Source organism: Halomonas sp. NCCP-2165 (assembly GCF_023708045.1).
GTDB lineage: Bacteria > Pseudomonadota > Gammaproteobacteria > Pseudomonadales > Halomonadaceae > Bisbaumannia > Bisbaumannia pacifica.
Genome location: NZ_BRCY01000025.1, coordinates 1 through 18,583, shown reverse-complemented (window position 1 = coordinate 18,583; position 18,583 = coordinate 1). Strand labels below are relative to the sequence as shown.

Annotated in this window: 19 protein-coding genes and 1 riboswitch; of the genes, 10 read left to right on the top strand and 9 right to left on the bottom strand. The window is 69.9% G+C overall.

All coding sequences use genetic code 11. The features are described from left to right. Positions 1-206: 206 nt before the first annotated feature. From tenA to NFU04_RS12730, 4 genes are all read right to left on the bottom strand, one after another. Positions 207-875 carry a thiaminase II gene (gene tenA / locus NFU04_RS12745; protein ID WP_195861842.1) on the bottom strand — a complete coding sequence of 223 codons (669 nt, stop codon included), beginning with the start codon at positions 873-875 and terminating at the stop codon, positions 207-209. Between the two features lie 58 nt (positions 876-933). Next, positions 934-1,090, bottom strand: a riboswitch (TPP riboswitch). A 72-nt stretch (positions 1,091-1,162) separates the two neighbouring features. Further along, positions 1,163-2,083 carry a lysophospholipid acyltransferase family protein gene (locus tag NFU04_RS12740; protein ID WP_251309844.1) on the bottom strand — a complete coding sequence of 307 codons (921 nt, stop codon included), beginning with the start codon at positions 2,081-2,083 and terminating at the stop codon, positions 1,163-1,165. 3 nt (positions 2,084-2,086) lie between these two features. Beyond that, complete coding sequence (locus NFU04_RS12735; RefSeq protein ID WP_146803912.1) at positions 2,087-2,461, bottom strand: DUF4870 family protein; 375 nt, start codon at positions 2,459-2,461, stop codon at positions 2,087-2,089. Positions 2,462-2,525: 64 nt separating this feature from the next. Then, complete coding sequence (locus NFU04_RS12730; RefSeq protein ID WP_251309843.1) at positions 2,526-2,906, bottom strand: VOC family protein; 381 nt, start codon at positions 2,904-2,906, stop codon at positions 2,526-2,528. An 80-nt stretch (positions 2,907-2,986) separates the two neighbouring features. On the opposite strand from NFU04_RS12730, the gene NFU04_RS12725 reads away from it, so the two are divergent. The 5 genes from NFU04_RS12725 to NFU04_RS12705 all read left to right on the top strand — a co-directional run bounded on the left by NFU04_RS12725 (position 2,987) and on the right by NFU04_RS12705 (position 7,852). Then, positions 2,987-3,679, top strand: coding sequence for a class I SAM-dependent methyltransferase (locus NFU04_RS12725; protein ID WP_459382092.1), 693 nt, complete (start codon positions 2,987-2,989; stop codon positions 3,677-3,679). Between the two features lie 207 nt (positions 3,680-3,886). Then, complete coding sequence (locus NFU04_RS12720) at positions 3,887-5,260, top strand: MFS transporter (RefSeq protein WP_251309841.1); 1,374 nt, start codon at positions 3,887-3,889, stop codon at positions 5,258-5,260. Between the two features lie 45 nt (positions 5,261-5,305). Beyond that, complete coding sequence (acuR, locus tag NFU04_RS12715) at positions 5,306-5,938, top strand: acrylate utilization transcriptional regulator AcuR (protein ID WP_251309840.1); 633 nt, start codon at positions 5,306-5,308, stop codon at positions 5,936-5,938. Between the two features lie 51 nt (positions 5,939-5,989). Then, positions 5,990-6,970, top strand: a complete 981-nt coding sequence (acuI, locus tag NFU04_RS12710; protein ID WP_251309839.1) for an acrylyl-CoA reductase (NADPH) — start codon at positions 5,990-5,992, stop codon at positions 6,968-6,970. Positions 6,971-7,078: 108 nt separating this feature from the next. Then, positions 7,079-7,852, top strand: coding sequence for an enoyl-CoA hydratase-related protein (locus NFU04_RS12705; RefSeq protein WP_251309838.1), 774 nt, complete (start codon positions 7,079-7,081; stop codon positions 7,850-7,852). A gap of 72 nt (positions 7,853-7,924) precedes the next feature. On the opposite strand, the gene NFU04_RS12700 is transcribed toward NFU04_RS12705, so the two are convergent. Then, positions 7,925-8,350 (bottom strand): VOC family protein, encoded by a 426-nt coding sequence (locus NFU04_RS12700; RefSeq protein WP_251309837.1) that lies wholly within the window; start codon positions 8,348-8,350, stop codon positions 7,925-7,927. Between the two features lie 131 nt (positions 8,351-8,481). On the opposite strand from NFU04_RS12700, the gene fusA reads away from it, so the two are divergent. The 5 genes from fusA to NFU04_RS12675 all read left to right on the top strand — a co-directional run bounded on the left by fusA (position 8,482) and on the right by NFU04_RS12675 (position 15,088). Beyond that, positions 8,482-10,524 carry an elongation factor G gene (gene fusA / locus NFU04_RS12695; protein WP_251309836.1) on the top strand — a complete coding sequence of 681 codons (2,043 nt, stop codon included), beginning with the start codon at positions 8,482-8,484 and terminating at the stop codon, positions 10,522-10,524. A 222-nt stretch (positions 10,525-10,746) separates the two neighbouring features. Further along, positions 10,747-12,345 carry a putative bifunctional diguanylate cyclase/phosphodiesterase gene (locus NFU04_RS12690; protein ID WP_251309868.1) on the top strand — a complete coding sequence of 533 codons (1,599 nt, stop codon included), beginning with the start codon at positions 10,747-10,749 and terminating at the stop codon, positions 12,343-12,345. A 95-nt stretch (positions 12,346-12,440) separates the two neighbouring features. Further along, positions 12,441-12,740, top strand: coding sequence for a hypothetical protein (locus tag NFU04_RS12685; RefSeq protein WP_251309835.1), 300 nt, complete (start codon positions 12,441-12,443; stop codon positions 12,738-12,740). A gap of 29 nt (positions 12,741-12,769) precedes the next feature. Further along, entirely contained in the window at positions 12,770-13,612 is an 843-nt protein-coding gene (locus NFU04_RS12680) for an MOSC domain-containing protein (protein WP_251309834.1), read from the top strand. Between the two features lie 66 nt (positions 13,613-13,678). Continuing rightward, entirely contained in the window at positions 13,679-15,088 is a 1,410-nt protein-coding gene (locus tag NFU04_RS12675; RefSeq protein WP_251309833.1) for an esterase/lipase family protein, read from the top strand. On the opposite strand, the gene NFU04_RS12670 is transcribed toward NFU04_RS12675, so the two are convergent. From NFU04_RS12670 to NFU04_RS12655, 4 genes are all read right to left on the bottom strand, one after another. After that, a complete protein-coding gene (locus tag NFU04_RS12670; RefSeq protein ID WP_251309832.1) occupies positions 15,079-15,888 on the bottom strand; it encodes an ABC transporter ATP-binding protein in 810 nt (269 codons plus the stop codon). The genes NFU04_RS12675 and NFU04_RS12670 overlap by 10 nt on opposite strands. 14 nt (positions 15,889-15,902) lie before the next feature. After that, a complete protein-coding gene (locus NFU04_RS12665) occupies positions 15,903-16,997 on the bottom strand; it encodes a FecCD family ABC transporter permease (RefSeq protein ID WP_251309831.1) in 1,095 nt (364 codons plus the stop codon). A gap of 25 nt (positions 16,998-17,022) precedes the next feature. Further along, a complete protein-coding gene (locus NFU04_RS12660) occupies positions 17,023-17,958 on the bottom strand; it encodes a FecCD family ABC transporter permease (protein ID WP_251309867.1) in 936 nt (311 codons plus the stop codon). Between the two features lie 80 nt (positions 17,959-18,038). Further along, a partial coding sequence (locus NFU04_RS12655; protein WP_251309830.1) for an ABC transporter substrate-binding protein occupies positions 18,039-18,583 on the bottom strand: 545 nt, incomplete at its 5' end.

Below are 18,583 nucleotides of genomic sequence, written 5' to 3'. Positions count from 1 at the left end.
GGTGCCCGCTATCACCAGCGGGCGGGTTTATTGCCGGGAAGTCTCTGCCTGGAGTTCGGGGCTGATCCGGCGACAGGTCTACGAGGGGGCGCTGTGAACCCCTCCCTGGGCGCTACCGATGCCATCCCTGGCATAGGACCCCCTCTACGACCTGTCCCCGGCGCCCCTCACGTCCGCGCAGCGGCAATAGGTATCAAGGCTGTGGGCTAGTCGGCGCGATCCAGGCCCATCTGCCAGAAGTCGATCTCGAGGCGCGTGGCATCGCGGAATACCGTGGCCAGCTCCTCGAAGCGCCGCGGCGTGACCTCCGCCAGGCGGCCATTCAGCCAGGCGATCTCGTCGCGCATGGCGGCCTGGAAGTCGTCGCCGGCGTACATGGCGATCCAGGCGTCATAGGGGTTGGCCTCGCCGCGCACCGTGAAGGACTGGGCGGCCAGCCACTGGGCGATCTCGCCATAGCCCACCAGGCAGGGGGCCAGGGCCACATGCAGGTCGAGGAGGTCGCCGCGGTTGCCGGTATCCAGCACATAGCGGGTATAGGCCAGGGTCGCCTTGGCCTCCGGCAGGGCGGCGAGCTCCGCCTCGTCGATACCCCAGTCGCGGCAGAAGTCGATATGCAGCTGCAGCTCCACGTCGAGGATGGTCTTGAGGCCGGCGTGGGCATGGCGCAGGTCGGCGAGACTGCGGCTCTTGTAGGCGGCCAGGGCATAGGCCCGGGAGAAGTGGATCAGGAACAGGTAGTCCTGCTTCAGATAGTGGCGGAAGGCGCCGGCCTCCAGGGTGCCGGCGCCCAGCTGGCGCACGAAGTCGTGCTCGATATAGGCGCGCCAGTCATGATGGCAGGCCCCCTTGAGATCGTCGAAAGCGTAGCCCATGTCACCTCCGGTGGTGGGATCCGGGGTGGGGCGAGAGGGGGAGGGCGAATGGCGACCAGGCCAGGGCCCGCCTGATTCCCTACGCCGGTTCATATGGGCGCCGAGGCGCGCCATTCACCCGGATCAGGTTCTACGGGATCGGCGCTCGGTGGCGACCCTGTGGTCCACCAACCCGCGCCATCTCAGCCGGTCTACCGGCACCCCGTCAAGCGTCGGGCCTAGTCTAGCAGCTTGGCAGAGAGTTACCAGGCGGTTTTATGGAAATATTTTCCATTTCATATATGGGGCTAGTAGAGGCGGAAGGAGCCATGGTCGGGATGCCCCTGCTGCTCTTCGATCACCTTGCGGTAGCGCTTGTATTCCCACTGGTACTGGGCCGGCGCCAGGGCGATGGCGGCCTCGACGCTGGCGTTGACGCCGGCGGCGGCGATGGCCTCGTCCGGGTCATGGACTCGCGCATCGGCGGCCAGGAAGTGTATCTCGAAGCCCTGGCCGGGCACCCGGAGGGCCACGCCGGTGACCACTCGGGCCTGGGTACGCGCCACCAGCTTGGGCAGCAGGGTGGCGGTATAGGCCAGGCGCCCGTAGAAGGGGGCGAAGACGCCGCTGCCCCAGTCCGGCTCCTGGTCGGGGAGGATGCCTACCGCCTCGGCGCGCTTGAGGGCCTTGAGCAGGGCCGCCACGCCGCGCGCATTGGTGGGCACCAGGCTCGCGCCCAGGCGTTCGCGTCCCCCGCGGATCACCGGGTCCAGGTCGGGAATCTTGGGCGGCTCGTACATGGCGGTGAAGGGAAAGTGCCCGGAGAGCCAGAAGTTGAGCACTTCCCAGTTGCCGAAGTGGGGGGCCAGCACGATCACCCCCTGGCCGGAGGCGCGGGCCTCGTCGAGCAACTCGCGGCCGTGGACGGCGAGGATCGAGGCTTCCACCCGCTCCGGGGGCGCCATCCAGGCGAGGCCCAGCTCCAGCATGGTGGCGGTGGAGTGGGTCAGGCTGGCCCGGGCCAGGCGCCGCCGCTCGGCGGCGTCCCGCTCGGGGAAGACCTCGGCCAGGTTGATCTCGGTGACCTCCCGCTCGCGACGGCTGAACCGGTACACCAGGGGACCGGCCAGGCGGGCCAGGCGCCACAGGGTGCCCAGTCGCCGCCCGGCCAGCAGGCGCCACAGGGCGGCGACGGCCCGGGCCTGGCGTTGCAGCTTGGCCTCACTCATCGCCTAGATCAGCCAGGTGTCCACGTTACTGGGGGCGCGCTTCTCCTGCAGTCCCTTGAAGCCCTTGACGCAGCGGATGATCATCCAGACCGCCAGGAGCAGCAGCAGCGGGAAGCCGATCAAGACCAGGGTCAGCAGGCCGGCGATCACGCCGTAGACCAGGCCGATCCAGAAGGTACGGATCTGGTAGCGGTAGTGCTCGTCGAGCCACTGGGGGCCCTTGCCGCGGTAGATATAGGCGATCACCAGGCCGACGATGCCGGTAAAGCCGACCACGAAGCTGGCCAGGAAGAGGGCATAGACCACCATGGCCATGGTGGTGTCCGGGGCCTGGCTCTGTTCGGCCACCAGGGTGTCGTCGTTGCGCGGGTCGTTCATCATTCATCATCCTTGGGAAAGACAGATCGGCCGCCCATGATACCCGCTCGGCGAGTCGTTGCCATCAGTTGGCGGGGCGACAGATCTCCAGCAGGTTGCCCTCCGGATCGCGCAGATAGAGGGCCTCGATGGGGCCCGCGGCGCCCAGGCCCGAGACCGGCCCCTGTTCGAGGGGGATGCCCAGGGCGTCCAGGTGGCGACGTATCTCGTCCAGGGGCAGGCGGCTGCGCAGGCACAGCGCCTGGCTGCCCGGCGTCGGGGTGGCGGCCTGCAGGTCCGTCGCCCGGGCGGGATCGAGCAGCCGCAGGGCCAGGCCATCCAGCAGCAGGTCGACCCGCCCGGCGTCCCGGTAGCGGACGTCCAGGCCGAGCACGCGACTGTAGAAATCCACGGCGCGGGGCAGGTCGGAGACCGGAATCAGCAGATGATCGAGGGCGGCAAGCATGGGAAAGGACTCCTGAAGGGGTGTCAGCGGCCGCCAAAGCGGGTAGCCTGGGCGCCGCCGTTGACCAGAAGCATACGATGATGACGCCCTCCCTGTCCCTACCCGCCGTCCCCCCACCACTCTCGCCGAATCCCTGCCCGTTGTGTGGCGATCGGCGGGCCGCTCACTTCCATCGGGACGCCCGCCGCGACTATTACCGCTGCCCGCGCTGCGCCCTGGTGCATGTGCCGGCGGCCCAGCGGCTCGATCCCGCGGCGGAGCGGGCGGTCTATGATCAGCACGAGAACTCGCCTCTGGATTCGGGTTACCGGCGCTTCCTGGGACGGCTCTTCGATCCCCTGAACGCGCGGCTCGCCCCCGGCGCCGAGGGCCTCGACTTCGGTGCCGGCCCCGGCCCGACCCTCTCGGTGATGTTCGAGGAGGCCGGGTACCCCATGGCCATCTACGACCCCTTTTACGCTCCCGACGCGGGTGTCCTGAGCGGACGGTACGACTTTATTACCGCCACCGAGGTGGTGGAGCACCTCTTCGCCCCCGGCGAGGAGCTGGCGCGGCTGGCGAGTCGCCTGCGTCCCGGCGGCTGGCTGGGGCTGATGACCAAGCGAGTGACCTCGAAGGAGGCCTTCGTCGGCTGGCACTATATCCTCGACCCCACCCATGTCTGCTTCTTCGACGAGGCGACCTTCCACTGGCTCGCGACGCACCTGGGCATGACGGTGGAATTTCCCGCCGCCGATGTGGTGTTGCTGCAGAAGCCCCACCGCGAGGCATAACCGAAGGCGCCGGCGAGGTTTTTCGAGACGTTCGATAACGTCGTGTTATTGAAGGGAAAAACCGCCCAACGTCGGCGAAAAATGCTTGGCGGTGCGGCGGGTCGGACGTATAGTCGCCACGCGATCTCCTGGCTTGGCCGTTCCGGCTCGGCCGCGCACTCCTTTCTTGCTTGCGCTTGTTCGCTTTCTCGTTGCGAGGCTTCGCTTATGTCGCGGCAGTTGTTGGCCATGGCGCTGGCGCCCTTGCTGGGGCTCTTTATCCTCGGCATCGGCAACGGCTTCCTGTCGACCCTGATCACCCTGCGTCTGGATGGCGCCGGCTACTCGGCGCTGGCTATCGGCTGGGTGTCGTCGGCCTACTTTATCGGCCTGGCCCTGGGGGCCCTGTTCAATGATCGCCTGCTGCTGCGCATCGGTCATATCCGCGCCTATGGTGGCTTCGCCTCCCTGGTGGCGGTCACCGTGCTGCTGCAATCGCTGTGGCTCGATCCCTACGCCTGGTTCGTGCTGCGCCTGATCGGCGGCTGGGCCACGGTGGGGGTCTTCCTGGTGATCGAGAGCTGGCTGCTGACCGCCGCCGATCCCAGGGTGCGCGGTCGCCTGCTGGCGCTCTACATGATCTCCGTCTATGCCGCCGGGGTGATCGGCCAGTTGCTGCTGGGGGTCACCGATGCCGCCGGCGAGATGGTGCCCTTCGTGGTGATCGGCCTGCTGGCGTCGTTATCGGTGCTGCCGATGGCGATGATCCCGCGGGTCTCGCCGCTGATCGAGCACGCCGAACCCTTGCCGCCCCATCGACTGATCACCGTGACCCCCACCGGGGTGATGGGCAGCTTCGGCTCCGGCCTGGCGGTGGCCGCCATCTATACCCTGTTGCCGCTCTACCTGCAGCGCGGCGGCCTGGGCGTCGACCGGGTGGGACAGATGATGGCGGTGGTCATCCTCGGCGCCATGCTGCTCCAGTACCCCATCGGCCGCTGGTCCGATCGCCACGACCGCCAGCAGGTACTGATCCTGATCGGGGCCAGCTGCGCGCTGATCGCCATGGGCATCCTCTGGCTGCCGAACGACCCCTGGCTGCTGGCGGGGCTGCTGTTCTTCCTCGGCGGCGGTGTCTTCGCCCTCTACCCGGTGGCGGTCAGCCACGCCGCCGACCGGGCGCCCGCCGGTGCCCTGGTGCGCATGAACCAGGGCCTGCTGCTGATCAACGCCATCGGCGCCACCCTGAGCCCGCCGTTGATCACTCCGGTGATGACCGCCCTGGGCGATGCTGGCCTGTTCTGGTCGCTGGGCGGCCTGGGCGCCTTCCTGGTGCTCTTCTTCGCCTGGCGGCGCCGCGTGCGTCCGGCACCCTTGCCGGTGGCACCCTTCGTGGCCACCACGCCCCAGTCGGTGGCGGGTGCCGAGTTCGCCGTCACCGAGGAGCTGGTGCAGGGGGCCCTGGATCATGAGCACGTCGAGGACCTCTCCGAGGTGGTGCCGGAAGTCGATGTGGCCGAACCGTTGGTCGGCCCGCCCCGGGAGGAGGACGATCATATCGAGTACTTCGATACGGATGCCGAGGCGCGGGCAAAGGGGTAAAACGCGGCTTGTGATTTTATAGACGCCTGGTCTATATTTGCCGGCATGACTTCATCGCCCCTCAAGCCACGCCGTGGCCGCCCCCCCAAGTCGCCGCGTGCCGATCAGGATACTCGCGCCGCCCTGATTCGCAGTGGGACCGAGCTGCTGACCGAGCAGGGGTTCTCGGCGTCGGCGATCGATACCATCCTCAAACGCGTCGGCGTCCCCAAGGGATCCTTCTATTACTACTTCGCCAGCAAGGAGGCCTTTGGGCGCGCCATCATGGAGCACTATGGGGCCTATTTCGCCAACAAGCTGGATCGACACCTCCTGAACCCCCGGCTGTCCCCCCTCGATCGGCTCGTGGCCTTCGTTGCCGATGCCGAGGCCGGCATGGCGCGGCACGAGTTCCGGCGTGGCTGCCTGGTGGGCAACCTGGGACAGGAGGTCGCTAGCCTGCCGGAGACCTATCGACACTGGCTACGGGAAACCCTCGAGGATTGGCAACGGCGCCTGGCGCGGTGCCTCGAGGAGGCGCAAGCGGCGGGAACCCTCGCCCGGAGCGCCGACTGCGCCCGGCTCGCCGAAGCCTTCTGGATCGGCTGGGAAGGCGCCGTCATGCGTGCCAGGCTGGAGCGTAGCGTCCGCCCCATGGAAGTCTTTATTCACTGCTATCTGGAGGGGCTGCCTCGGTAGCCCTTTTTTCAGGTCATTTTGTAGACGGTTGGTCTAAAAAGGAGAAAGGCAATGTTCCAGGCGATCGTGATCGAGACATCGGATAACGAGCAGCGCGTCGGCCTCCAGAGCGTGGCGGAGTCGCAGCTTCCCGAGGGCGACGTCAGCGTGCGGGTCGAGTACAGCACCCTCAACTACAAGGATGCCCTGGCCATCACCGGCAAGGGGCCCGTGGTCAGGCAGTTTCCCATGGTTCCGGGGATCGACCTGGCGGGCACCGTCGACGCCTCGAGCTGTGATGAGTTCACGCCGGGTGATCGTGTCCTGTTGAATGGCTGGGGCGTGGGCGAGGCCCACTGGGGAGGCCTGGCGGAGAAGGCGTGCCTGCAGAGTCGCTGGTTGATCCCGCTGCCCGCGGCGTTCAGCGCCCGCCAGGCGATGGCGATCGGTACCGCCGGTTACACGGCGATGCTCGCCGTGATGGCGCTGGAGCGGAATGGCGTCCTGCCGAGCCAGGGCGACGTGCTGGTGACCGGGGCCAATGGTGGGGTGGGGAGCTACGCCATCGCCTTGTTGTCGCGACTCGGATATCGGGTGATCGCCGTCACGGGGCGCCCGCAGGAAGCGGATTACCTGCGTGGGTTGGGGGCCCAGGAGATCCTCGACCGCAGTGAGCTGTCGGGGCCCGGCCGACCGCTGGCCAAGGAACGCTGGGCCGGGGCCATCGACTCGGTGGGGAGCCATACCCTGGCCAACGTGCTGGCCGCGACGCGCTATGGCGGCACCGTCGCGGCCTGCGGGCTCGCCCAGGGCATGGAGCTGCCCGCCAGCGTCGCGCCCTTTATCCTGCGTGGCGTGACGCTGGCCGGTATCGACAGTGTCATGCGGCCCCGCGCCGATCGCCTCGAGGCGTGGCGTCGGCTGGGGGAGCTGCTCGACCCCGATCACCTGGATACCATCACGCGGACCATCGGCCTCGGCGAGGCCATCGCCACGGCGGAGGAACTCCTGGCGGGGCGCGTACGCGGGAGAGTGGTGGTCAAGATGACCTAGGCCGAGCCCCGACAAAGGAGGGATTGCCGACCAACCTAGCGTTCGCTAGGGTGAAATGGTCACGCTTCTTCTGACGTTGCCAACCGAACCAGAACCGCAGGAGCCCTTATGAGCGAGCCACTGATCGACGTCGCCGACCAGGCGGGGATCGTTACCCTGACCATCAACCGCCCCAAGGCCCTCAATGCCTTGAACGGCGCCGTGCTGAGCGAACTGGAGCGTTTGTTAGCCGAGCTCCAGGACCGCGAGGAGCTGCGCGCGGTGCTGGTCACCGGAGCCGGCGAGAAGGCCTTCGTGGCCGGTGCCGATATCGCCGAGATGCGCGACAAGACCCCGGAGCAGGCGCGCCGCTTCGCGCGTCAGGCGCTGACCACCTTCAAGCGGCTGGAGGCCCTGCCGGTGCCCACCGTGGCCCTGGTCAACGGCTTCTGCCTGGGCGGGGGCTGCGAGCTGGCCCTGGCCTGCGACTGGGCGGTGGCCAGCGATAACGCCATCTTCGGTCAGCCCGAGGTGCTCTTGGGCGTAATCCCCGGTTTCGGTGGCACCCAGCGCCTGCCGCGCCGCGTCGGCCCGGCCATGGCGCTGGACCTGTGCACCACCGGGCGCAAGATCGATGCCGCCGAGGCCCTGCGCATCGGCCTGGTCAATCGGGTCATGGCCCAGGACGAGCTGCCGGCCTATGTGGAAGAGCTCACCAAGCAGCTGGGCGGCAATGGTCCGGCCTCGGTGCGCGGTGCCAAGCAGGCCATCCACGATGGCCTGGATCAGGACCTGGAGAGCGCCCTGGCCCTGGAGACGAGCCTCTTCGCGCTGTGCTTCGCCGGGGATGAACAGCGCGAGGGGATGAGCGCCTTCGTCGAGAAGCGCAAGCCCAACTTCTGATCGGGAGTCGGTGGCAGATGACGACGGCCAGGATCCCCGGATCCTGGCCGTCGTCATTCGAGGGCCTGCCGCTCACTTGGCGAACAGCTGGCCACGGTCCCGGAAGGCCTTGAACTCCAGGGCATTGCCGCAGGGGTCGAGCAGGAAGAGGGTGGCCTGCTCGCCCACCTGACCCGCGAAGCGGACATGGGGCTCGATCACGAAATCGGTGCCCAGCGACCTGAGCCGCTCGGCCAGGGCCTCCCATCGTTCCCACTCCAGTACTACGCCGAAGTGGGGCACCGGTACCTCATGGCCATCCACCGCATTGGTATGGGCCTGCTCCTGGTGGGGCAGCTTCGGGTGTTCGTGGATCACCAACTGGTGACCGAAGAAGTCGAAGTCGACCCACTGCTCGCTGGAACGTCCCTCGGCCAGGCCGAACACCTCGCCGTAGAAGCGCCGGGCCGCCGGCAGGTCGTGGACGGGAATCGCCAGATGAAAGGGGCTAAGGGTCATGGGAGGGCTCCTGAGGTGGGGAAAGGTGCCGTCGGGCGGCATAAGCCAAGATAGCATCGATGGCGTTGTCCTCCATCAAGGCCGCGCGCGGGCTACCCTTACTAGGGCCGCTACCGCCTGGAGGGAGGCCGATGAGCAACGTCGAACGAGACCCCGAACGGATCCGCAATATCGCCCTGGTGGGCCAGGCCGGGGTGGGCAAGACCCGCCTGGTGGATGCCCTGCTGGCCGCGGCCGGCGGCGAGGCGCCGACCGACTCCCGCAGGGGCGTGCCCCCGGGCGAGTCCCCGGCGGCGGCGCAGCACTCGATCTCCGCCACCCCGCTGGGCCTCGCCTGGGACGAGACCTGGATCAACCTGATCGACACCCCCGGCTACGCCGACTTCCAGGGCGCGGCGCTCTCCATCCTTCCGGCGGTGGAGACGGTAGCGGTGGTGATCGACGCCGAGCGTGGCCTCGACGCCATGGCCCGACGCATGCTGGCCTGGGCCGAGGAGCGGGGCCTGTGCCGGCTGATTATCGTCAATCGCATCGACGCCGCCGCGTCTCGATTGCCGGCGCTGCTGGAGGCCTTGCACGAGCAGGTCGGGCCGGAGTGCCTGGCCCTTAACCTGCCGGCCCAGGGGGCGACCCGGGTGGTCGACTGCTTCTTCACCCCGGAAGGGGAGGCGGATTTCGCCTCGGTGGCCGAGGCTCACGAGCGGCTGGTGGACCAGGTGGTGGAGCTGGATGACGACCTGATGGCGCTCTACCTGGAGCAGGGCGAGGCCCTCGAACCGGGCCAGCTCCACGACCCCTTCGAGGCGGCCCTGCGCCAGGGACACCTGGTGCCGGTGTGTTTCGTCTCGGCGGCCTCGGGGGCCGGCGTCGAGGCGCTGTTGGAGGTCTTCACACGCCTGATGCCCAACCCCCGGGAGGGCAACCCGCCCCCCTTCCTGCGCCAGCTGCCGGACGGCGGTGAGCAAGCCTTCCCCGCGCGAGCGGATCCCCAGGCCCATGTGCTGGCCCATGTGGTGCGCATCGAGCACGACCCCTATCTCGGCAAGTTGGCACTGTTCCCGGTCCATCAGGGCAGCGTCGGCCGCGATACCCGGCTGTTCGCCGGCGAGGCACGCAAGCCCTTCCGCATCGGCACCCTGCTGCGTTTCGAGGGGCGACGGCCCCGGGAGGTGGCGCGCTGCGGGCCCGGCGAGCTCTGTGCCCTGACCAAGGTAGAGGAGGCGACCCTGGATGACGTGCTCCACGACTCCCATGACGAGGATCATATCCGCCTGCGCCCGGTGGCCCTGCCGGCGCCGGTGTTCGGCCTGGCCATTCAAGCCACCCGGCACGGCGACGAGCAGCGCCTCTTCGAGGCCCTGGCCAAGCTGGTGGAGGAAGACCCCGGGCTCGAGGTGGCCCAGGACGGCGTGACCCAGGAGACGGTACTGCGGGGGCTCGGCGAGCTGCACCTGCGCACTGCCCTGGAGCAGCTCGCCCAGCGCTTCAAGGTCGAGGTGGACACCAGCCCCCCCTCCATCGCCTACCGCGAGACCATCGCCGCCACCGCCGAGGGACAGTATCGCCACAAGAAACAGAGTGGCGGCGCCGGCCAGTTCGGCGAGGTGGTCCTCCGGGTGGAGCCGCTGCCCCGCGGCGCCGGTGTCGAGTTCACCGACACCGTCCGCGGCGGCGCCATCCCCGCCTCGCTGTTGCCGGCGGTGGAGAAGGGCGTGCGCCAGGGCCTGGCCGGCGGTGCGCTGGCGGGCTATCCGCTGCAGGACCTGCGGGTCACCGTGCTGGATGGCAAGACGCACCCGGTGGACTCCAAGGAGATCGCCTTCGTGATCGCCGGCCGCAAGGCCTTCCTGGAGGCGGTACGCCAGGCCAGCCCTCTGGTGCTGGAGCCGTTGACGGAGCTCACCGTGGAGGCGCCGGGGCGTGCCATGGGCGACCTGACCGCCGACCTGACGGCCAGCCGCGGGCGTATTCTCGACACCCAGACCCTGGGCGACCAGGTCAGCCTCCAGGCCCTGGTGCCACTGGCCGAGGTGCTCGACTATCCCCACCGGCTCAATGCCCTGACCGGGGGCGCGGGGACCTACGGGCTGCGTTTCAGCCATTACGAGCCGGCCCCGGAGAGCGTGCAGAAGCGGCTGATCGGCGCGTATCGACCCCGCGACGCCGAGGGCTAATTCGGTGCCGGGGACGGCGGATATTCCCCTCGCCAACGTTGGCTCGCGTGCTGTTAACCGGTGGGGGGATCTGCTTCACTGCTAAGTGACTATCACCATGGCATGGCGGGGAAGATCATGGAAGACGCGGTCCACGAGCGCAGGGCTCGCCTCCGAAAGCTTCGGCAGGCCCTGGTGGTATTGCCCCCGAGAGTGCGCCATGCCCTCCTGGTGTCGCTTTTGGTGCTATTGCTGGGCCTCGGCACCCTGGTGGTCCATGCCACCGGCGGAACCCGCTATGCCTATCCCTACCTGATGCTGATCCCGGTGCTGCTGGCGGCGGCGGGCTATGGCCTGAGCGGGGCCCTGGCTACCGCCCTGATCGCCGGTGGTCTGATGGCGGCGATGCCCCTGGATGTCTCGACCCAGCAGATGCAGCCCGTCTATAACTGGTTGATTCGCCTTGGCCTCTATCTGCTGATCGGCGGCGTGGCCGGCAGCCTCTTCAGTCTGCTTCGGCGTGCCCACGCCACCAGCGAGCGGCTGGCCTGCACCGACCCCCGCACCGGCCTATACAATCAAATTGCCCTGGACGAGGCCCTGCGCCAGCGCCTGGCCGTGGGGTGGGGGCAGTCTCGCGGCATCGGCCTGATCCTGGTGCGCCTGATCGATATCGGCGAGGTGCTGGCCTCGCTGGGCCCGGAAACCGCGGACGGCCTGGTCCGGGCCATGGGGGAGCGCCTGCGGCGCCAGGATCGGTGCATCGTCGAGGTCTACCGTTTCAGCAATGCCGAGCTCTACCTGCTGCTGGATGACATCGCGCCGGCGGAGATCGAGCGAGTCGTGCAGCGTCTCGCCGAGGCCGGCGAGGAGAACCTGGTCGTTCAGCAGATACCGTTGCGAGCCCAGTTGGTGATGGGCAGCAGTCGGCAAGACGCCCCGACCACGACCGCCGGGGATCTGATCCGCCAGTCGCGGGTCGCCATGCTGACGGCTCTGGAGCGGCATCGGCTGCATTGTCATTATTCGCCGGAGCAGGAGAGCGACAAGCGCGAGGCGTTGCGGCTGGTCTCCCGGGTGCGCGAGGACCTCGACCGCGGCCGCTTCGAGTTGCACTTTCAGCCCAAGCTGTGCCTGGCCGATGGGCAGGTGAGCGGCTGCGAGGGGCTGATTCGCTGGCGCGACGAGCGGGATCAGTTGATCGCCCCGGGGCGCTTTATGCCCAAGGTGGAGCACACCACCCTGATCGCTCCGGTGACCCGTTTCGTCGCCGATCAGGCCTGCCGCTTCGCTAGGAGCCTGGAAGGGGGCGTCAGCATCAATCTCTCGGTCCGCAACCTGCATGACGCGGCCCTGCTCGATGAGCTGCTGGGCCTGATCCGCCACCACGGCATCGCCCCTCAGCGCCTGGAAGTGGAGATCACCGAGAGCGCCCTGATGCATGACCTGGTGGCGGGCAAGCAAGCCCTGGAGCGGCTGCGTGGCCATGGCATCCGGGTCAGCATCGATGACTTCGGCACCGGTTTCTCCTCCTTCGAGTACCTTCATCACCTGCCGATTACCGGGCTCAAGATCGATCGCGCCTTCGTCAGGGAGCTCGGTGGCGATGCCCGCTCCCGCTGCCTGGTGGCCTGCATGATCGATATGGGGCATGCCCTGGGCCTGGAGATCACCGCCGAGGGCGTCGAGACCCTCGAGCAGCATCACGCCCTGCGCCGACTCGGTTGCGACCAGGCCCAGGGCTTTCTGTATGCCAAGGCCCTGCCGGCCGCCGACTACCGGGCCTGGTGTGGCGAGCATCGTCCCGCCGCCTGGCTCGAGCCGGTCGATCAGACCCACTAGCAGTCAGTCGCCTCCCTGGGTAGCCGCCCGCTGTGGGGGGCGGTGATGCCTCTGGTATAGTAGGGACGCATCCCCAGGGAACCTCCGACACGCCTATGTCCGCAGACCTGAATGACTTCGAGGAGAGCATCCGTCGCGAGATCGATGCCTTCACCCAGCCCAAGAAGCCCCCCGTCCCCAAGCCACCCAAGCCACCCAAGCCGGCCGCCAGCGGCCATCGCGTGGGCTATCGCGTCAAGCTGGCGGTCCGCCCTCGTCAGCTCGCCCTGGACGAGGTCTTCGAGTACGAATCCTCCAGCATCTCCAAGCTGGAGGCACAGCTGGAGGCCGAGAAGGCCGCCCGCCAGGCGGGCTACCCCATCATCGGTTACCTGATCGATATCGAGCGGCTCTGAGCCGGCCGCCGCCGCAAAGGAAGGCACTCATGCAGATCACCCAGATCGCCATCTATCCGGTCAAGTCGCTGGGCGGCATCGCCCTGGACGCGGCGGCACTCGGTCCCCGGGGCCTCGAGTGGGACCGTCGCTGGATGGTGGTGGACGAGACCGGGCGCTTCGTCACCCAGCGCCAGTTGCCGGCCATGGCGCGGATTCGCGTGCGCCTGGAGGCCGCGGCCCTGGTGCTGGAGCACCCGGCGGCGGCGCCGCTGCGCGTGCCGCTGGCGCCGCGGGAGCGGCTCCAGCGCTCGGTCGAGATCTTCAAGGAGCGCTGTCCGGGGCTCGACGAGGGGGACGCGGCGGCCGGTTGGCTCACCGAGGTGCTGGGCCGCGTCAGGCAGCAGGGGCTAAGGCTGGTACGCTTCCCCGAGACGCATCGCCGTATGGTCGAGCCCGACCACCTGCGCGCCGGCGAAGGCGCCCATACCGGCTTCGCCGATGGTTACCCCTTGCTGGTGGCCAACCGAGCGTCCCTGGACGCCCTCAACGCGGTACTCGGGGACAAGGGCCTGGATCCGGTGCCCATGGAGCGCTTCCGACCCAACCTCGTCGTCGACGGTGACGAGCCCTTCGCCGAGGATGGCTGGGAGAGCCTGGCGGCCGAAGGCGGGCGTTATCGCCTGGGGCTGCGCAAGCCCTGCAAGCGTTGCCAGATCCCCACCGTCGATCAGCACAGCGGAGAGATCCCCCGCCCCGGCGAGCCGCTGCAGACCCTGATCGAGATGAATACCCAGCCCCACCTCAAGGGCGGTTACTTCGGCCAGAACGCCATCCTGCTGGCCGGCGAGGGCGAAACGCTGCGGGTGGGAGATCGGCTAAGCGCCAACTAAGCTGGGAGCAGGGCCGCCGGGCCACGGCGGCCGGCCCATCGGGGCCTGTCGAGGGAGAGGCGTGCCATGGCCCAGCGACCCCTGATCCTGTTGCATGGCTGGAACGACACCGGTGAGGCCTTCGAGCGCCTGGCCGGTCACCTGCGTCGTCACCTGGCCGAGCGAGGCATCCGGCGCATCGCCCTCGGCGATTACCTCTCCCGCCACGACGCCCTGTGCTTCGATGACCTCCAGGCGGCCCTGGAGCGAGCCTGGACCCGCCACGACCTGCCCCGCACCCCGGCCAGCGTCGACGCCATCGTCCACTCCACCGGCGGCCTGGTGATCCGCGACTGGCTGGCTCGCCACTTCGCCCCCGACGCCTACCCCATCAAGCACCTGGTGATGCTGGCCCCGGCCAACTTCGGCTCGCCCCTGGCCCATCGCGGGCGCTCGCTGGTGGGACGGGCGATCAATGGCTTCTTTCATGCCCACCCGGATCAGCCGCGCTTCGAGGCCGGCGCCGAGCTCCTGCGCGGCCTGGAGCTGGCCAGCCCTTTTAGCTGGGCGCTGGCCCTGCGCGACCGCTTCGCGGGCGAGCCGGGCCCCTTCGCCCCGGGGCGTACCCTGTGCAGCGTGCTGGTCGGCAACCGGGGCTATGGCGGCATCCGCGCGGTGGCCAACGAGGCGGGGGGCGACGGCACGGTGCGCATCTCCACCGCCAACCTCAACTGCGCGCGAGGCCGGATCCACTTCGAGGAGGACCACCATGAGGGGCGCCCGGTCACGGTGCCGCGCCTGGCGGGGTGGCAGGCGTCCAGCGGGCGCTGCGCCTTTCGCATCGTCGATGGCCTGGATCACACCACCATCAAGCTCGATGCCCCGGAGAGTCGCCTCGGCGCCGCCCAGCACCGGGCCCTGGGGCTGATCCTCGAGGCCCTGACGGTCGAGGACGACGGCTTCGCGGCTCACTGCGATGCCTGGGAGGCGGCGACCGCGGCCCTGACGCGGGTCCCCGGCGGGCGGCGGGGCAAGTCCGGCTACCAGAACACCCTGGTACGGGTGGTGGATCAGTTCGGAAGGCCGGTGCCGGACTACTTGATCGAGTTCTACGACCCCCGGGACGAGTGCCGCGACGGCGGGGCCCTGGCCCGGGTGATGCACGAGGAGATCATCCTCAAGGTGCATCCCTACGGCGATGACGCCTCCTACCGCAGCTTCTATATCGACACCGCCCGGCTGCATCACGAGGTGGCCAGGGCCGGCACGGCGCTGGGCCTGTCGATCACCGCGGCCCCGATGCTGGGGCGGGAGGCGGCGGATCCCCCGGTGGGCTTTCGCACCTATGCCGACGAGGATATCGACGACCTGCGCCTGGACGCGGCCCAGTTGGCCGCCTTCTTCCGGCCGCACCGCACCCTGCTGGTGGATATCGTCCTGCATCGCTCCCAGCACGAGCGGGTCATGACGCTGCGCGACGATACGGATCAGGCGTAGTGGGGGGCGCGCACCCGGCGCAGGTCGGTGAGCACCGGGGTGCCGGTGGCCGGATCATTGAGCAGGGTGCACTCCACGTCATAGAGGGCGCGCACCAGTTCCCGGGTGACCACCTCGGCGGGGGGCCCCTGGGCGATGATGCGGCCGTCGCGCATGGCCACCAGGTGATCGGCATAGCGGCAGGCGCTGGGCAGGTCGTGGAGCACCAGGGCCAGGGTGCGTCCGGCCTCGGCCAGGCGTCGCACCAGCTCGAAGACCTCCAGCTGGTGGCCCAGGTCCAGGGCCGAGGTGGGCTCGTCGAGCAGCAGCAGCGGGGTCTGCTGGGCGATGGTCATGGCGATCCAGGCGCGCTGGCGCTGGCCGCCGGAGAGCGCCTCCAGGGGCCGCTCGGCCAGCGCCTCCAGGTCCGCCGCGGCCAGCGCCTCGCTCACCGCCCGCTGGTCGTCGGCGGACCACTGACGCAACCAGCCCTGGTGGGGCTGGCGGCCGAAGCGAATCAGGTCGCCCACGGTGAGCCCCTCCGGGGCGCTGGCCTCCTGGGGCAGCAGCGCCAGGCGCCGGGCCAGGGTGCGTGCCGGCAGGCGCTGGATATCCTGGCCATCGAGGAGCACCGCGCCGCCCGCCGGGGCGTGCAGCCGGGCCAGGCCGGCCAGCAGGGTCGACTTGCCGCAGCCATTGGGCCCGACGATGGCGGTCACCCGGCCCGGCGGCAGGCTCAGGTCGAGGCCGTCGATCACGGCCTGGCGACCATGGGCCAGGCGGAGGCCCTGGGCCTGGAGGCGATGCGGGTCGGCGGTCATGGGCGATTCCTTCTCTAGGCCAGGGGTTTCACGGCGGGGCGCAGCAGGATCCAGAGCAGCCAGGGGCCGCCGACGATGGCGGTGACGATGCCCACCGGCAGCTCGATGGGGGCCAGCAACAGCCGCCCGGTGAGGTCGGCCAGCACCATCACCAGGGCCCCGGCCAGGGCCGACGCCAGCAGCGGCACGCCGCGCTTCGAGGTCAGGGCGCGGGCGATCTCCGGGCCCACGAGTCCCACCAGGCCCACCGGGCCGGCCACCGCCACGGCCAGGGCGGTGAGCAGCACCGACAGCGACAGCACCTGCCGGCGGCGGCGGTGCAGCATGACGCCGAGGCCACTGGCCACGGCGTCGCTGAAGCGCATCAGGCTCAGCGCGCGGGACAGCGCCAGCGCCAGGGGCAGGCCGATGGCCAGGCCCAGGGCCAGCACCGTGATCGCCTGGCCGGAGCGGGCGTTGAGGGTGCCCACCGTCCAGGGGTAGGCGGCATTGGCGGTATCGATGGCCACCCGCGCCAGCAGCAGCTGGGTGATGGCACCGCACACCGCCCCCACGCCGATGCCGGCGACGATAAAGCGGTAGCCGCGGGTGCCGCCGCCGCTGGCCAACCCGAAGGTCAGGGCCGCGGCGGTGGTGGCGCCGGCCAGGGCCATGGCCGGGGGCGCCAGGGAGACTCCCAGGCCCACCACCGAGGCCACGGCGAAGGCGGTGGCGCCATTGTCGATGCCGATGATCCCCGGGGTGGCCAGGCGGTTGCGGGCCAGGGTCTGCATCAGGCAGCCGGCCACCGCGAAGGCGGCGCCGGTGAGCCAGGCCGCGATCAGGCGCGGCAGGCGCAGTTCCTGGATCAAAAAGCCCGCCAGGGGATCGCCACGGCCGACCAGGCCGGCGTAGAGCTCGTCGAGTCCCAGGGGCACGCTGCCCAGGGCCAGGTAGGCGGCGGAGGCCGCCAGCAGGCCGAGCAGCAGCAACAGGATGGCGCCCAGGTCGCGCCGGTCGATGAGCAGGCTATGGCGGCCCCAGGCCAGGCGCCAGCGCCCCGGCGGCGCGCCGACCTCGGTGGGGGCGCTGACGTGGCGGCGGCTGGTATCGATGGGACTCAATGGCATGGGGGCTCCAGGCGGCTCTCCTGACTCAGAGGCTCGGCAGGCGGCGGGCGCGCACCACCAGGATCAGCACCGGGGCGCCGCACAGGGCGGTGAGCACGCCCAGCGACAGCTCCGAGGGGGCCACCAGCAGTCGCGAGAGAATATCGGCCCCGATCACCATCAGCGGGCCCAGGGGCAGGCAGAGCCAGAGGGTACGGCGAATGTCCGGGCCGGCCAGGGCGCGGGCGGCGAAGGGCACCACCAGGCCGACGAAGGCGATGGGCCCGGCGATGGCGGTGGCCGCCCCCACCAGCAGCGCCACCGCCAGCACCACCAGGCCGCGCACCCGGCCCGGGCGGTGGCCGAGCCCCGAGGCGACGCGTTCGCCCAGCGCCAGGGCCGCCAGGGGACGTGCCACCAGGAGGGTGATGGCGAGTGCCAGGGCCAGGCTGGGCAGCACCGCCAGCAGGTCCGCCAGGCGGCGCCCGGAGAGGCTGCCGATCACCCAGAAGCGGATCTCGTCGGCGGCGCGCTGATCGAAGAGCAGCAGCAGCGAGGTGAGGGCGGCCAGCAACGCCGAGAAGGCGGCCCCGGCCAGCACCAGGCGAATGGGGTCGTTACCCAGGCCACGCAGCCGCGCCACCCCCAGCACGCAGAGGCAGCCGGCCAGGGCACCGGCCTGGGCCACCGCCACGCGCAGGGTGGTGGCGCTGGCACCCAGCCACAGGGCCAGGGCCACGGCGAAGGCGGCGCCGGCGCTGACCCCCAGCAGGCCGGGCTCGGCCAGGGGGTTGCGCGACACCGCCTGAAGCAGGGCCCCGGCCATGCCCAGGGCCAGGCCCACGGCGGCACCGACCAGGGTGCGCGGCAGGCGCAGGGAGCCCACCACGAAGCGGGCCTCGTCGTCGCCGCCGCCGGCCAGCACCGCCAGGGCGCGGGCGGGCGTCACCTCGCCGGCGCCCAGCAGCAGACTGGCCAGCATCACCAGGCTCAACACTAGGGTGAGGCCGGCCAGCGGCAGGGCGAGCCCCTCGGGCAGCAGGCGGCGAGGCAGGGCGGCGATCACGGCAACAGGGCGGCTTCGATATCGTCGAGGATCGCCTGGGCCGCCAGGGGCCCGTTGGCGCTGGTCCACAACTGACCATCCACCGGTACCACCCGGTCGTTGGCCACCGCCTCGAGGCGCTCGAAGGCCGGCGAGGTGCGCGCCGCTTCCAGGGCCTCCTGGCCGTCGGCATTGAGGGTGGCCAGGAACAGCCAGTCGCTATCGACCCGGGACAGGTTCTCCAGGCTCAGCGGGTCGCTGTGCACGCCGCGTTCGTTGACCAGGTCGCCGTCGCTGAAGGTCAGGCCGGTCGCCGCGAGCAGCCCACTGGCGAAGAGCCGCTCGGACATCACCAGGGGGCCCTGGGGCATCCAGCGCACCAGGCTCACTTCGCCGCCCACGTCGGCGTCGGCGAGCGCCTCGGCCAGCGCCTGGGCGCGCTCCTCCACCGCCTCGATGGCCGCCTCCAACTGGGCCTCGCGGCCCAGGGCCTGACCGTAGAGGCGGGCTTCGTGCTTCCAGTTATCGGCGGCCAGGGGGCGGGTGGGCGGCACCACGGTGG

What these genes read in the sequence shown, in the direction of transcription:
- tenA (WP_195861842.1), bottom strand. Translation starts at nt 875, where the DNA reads ATGGGCTACGCTTTCGACGATCTCAAGGGGGCCTGCCATCATGACTGG.
- NFU04_RS12740 (WP_251309844.1), bottom strand. Translation starts at nt 2,083, where the DNA reads ATGAGTGAGGCCAAGCTGCAACGCCAGGCCCGGGCCGTCGCCGCCCTG.
- NFU04_RS12735 (WP_146803912.1), bottom strand. Translation starts at nt 2,461, where the DNA reads ATGAACGACCCGCGCAACGACGACACCCTGGTGGCCGAACAGAGCCAG.
- NFU04_RS12730 (WP_251309843.1), bottom strand. Translation starts at nt 2,906, where the DNA reads ATGCTTGCCGCCCTCGATCATCTGCTGATTCCGGTCTCCGACCTGCCC.
- NFU04_RS12725 (WP_459382092.1), top strand. Translation starts at nt 2,987, where the DNA reads ATGACGCCCTCCCTGTCCCTACCCGCCGTCCCCCCACCACTCTCGCCG.
- NFU04_RS12720 (WP_251309841.1), top strand. Translation starts at nt 3,887, where the DNA reads ATGTCGCGGCAGTTGTTGGCCATGGCGCTGGCGCCCTTGCTGGGGCTC.
- acuR (WP_251309840.1), top strand. Translation starts at nt 5,306, where the DNA reads ATGACTTCATCGCCCCTCAAGCCACGCCGTGGCCGCCCCCCCAAGTCG.
- acuI (WP_251309839.1), top strand. Translation starts at nt 5,990, where the DNA reads ATGTTCCAGGCGATCGTGATCGAGACATCGGATAACGAGCAGCGCGTC.
- NFU04_RS12705 (WP_251309838.1), top strand. Translation starts at nt 7,079, where the DNA reads ATGAGCGAGCCACTGATCGACGTCGCCGACCAGGCGGGGATCGTTACC.
- NFU04_RS12700 (WP_251309837.1), bottom strand. Translation starts at nt 8,350, where the DNA reads ATGACCCTTAGCCCCTTTCATCTGGCGATTCCCGTCCACGACCTGCCG.
- fusA (WP_251309836.1), top strand. Translation starts at nt 8,482, where the DNA reads ATGAGCAACGTCGAACGAGACCCCGAACGGATCCGCAATATCGCCCTG.
- NFU04_RS12685 (WP_251309835.1), top strand. Translation starts at nt 12,441, where the DNA reads ATGTCCGCAGACCTGAATGACTTCGAGGAGAGCATCCGTCGCGAGATC.
- NFU04_RS12680 (WP_251309834.1), top strand. Translation starts at nt 12,770, where the DNA reads ATGCAGATCACCCAGATCGCCATCTATCCGGTCAAGTCGCTGGGCGGC.
- NFU04_RS12675 (WP_251309833.1), top strand. Translation starts at nt 13,679, where the DNA reads ATGGCCCAGCGACCCCTGATCCTGTTGCATGGCTGGAACGACACCGGT.
- NFU04_RS12670 (WP_251309832.1), bottom strand. Translation starts at nt 15,888, where the DNA reads ATGACCGCCGACCCGCATCGCCTCCAGGCCCAGGGCCTCCGCCTGGCC.
- NFU04_RS12665 (WP_251309831.1), bottom strand. Translation starts at nt 16,997, where the DNA reads ATGCCATTGAGTCCCATCGATACCAGCCGCCGCCACGTCAGCGCCCCC.
- NFU04_RS12660 (WP_251309867.1), bottom strand. Translation starts at nt 17,958, where the DNA reads ATGCTGGCCAGTCTGCTGCTGGGCGCCGGCGAGGTGACGCCCGCCCGC.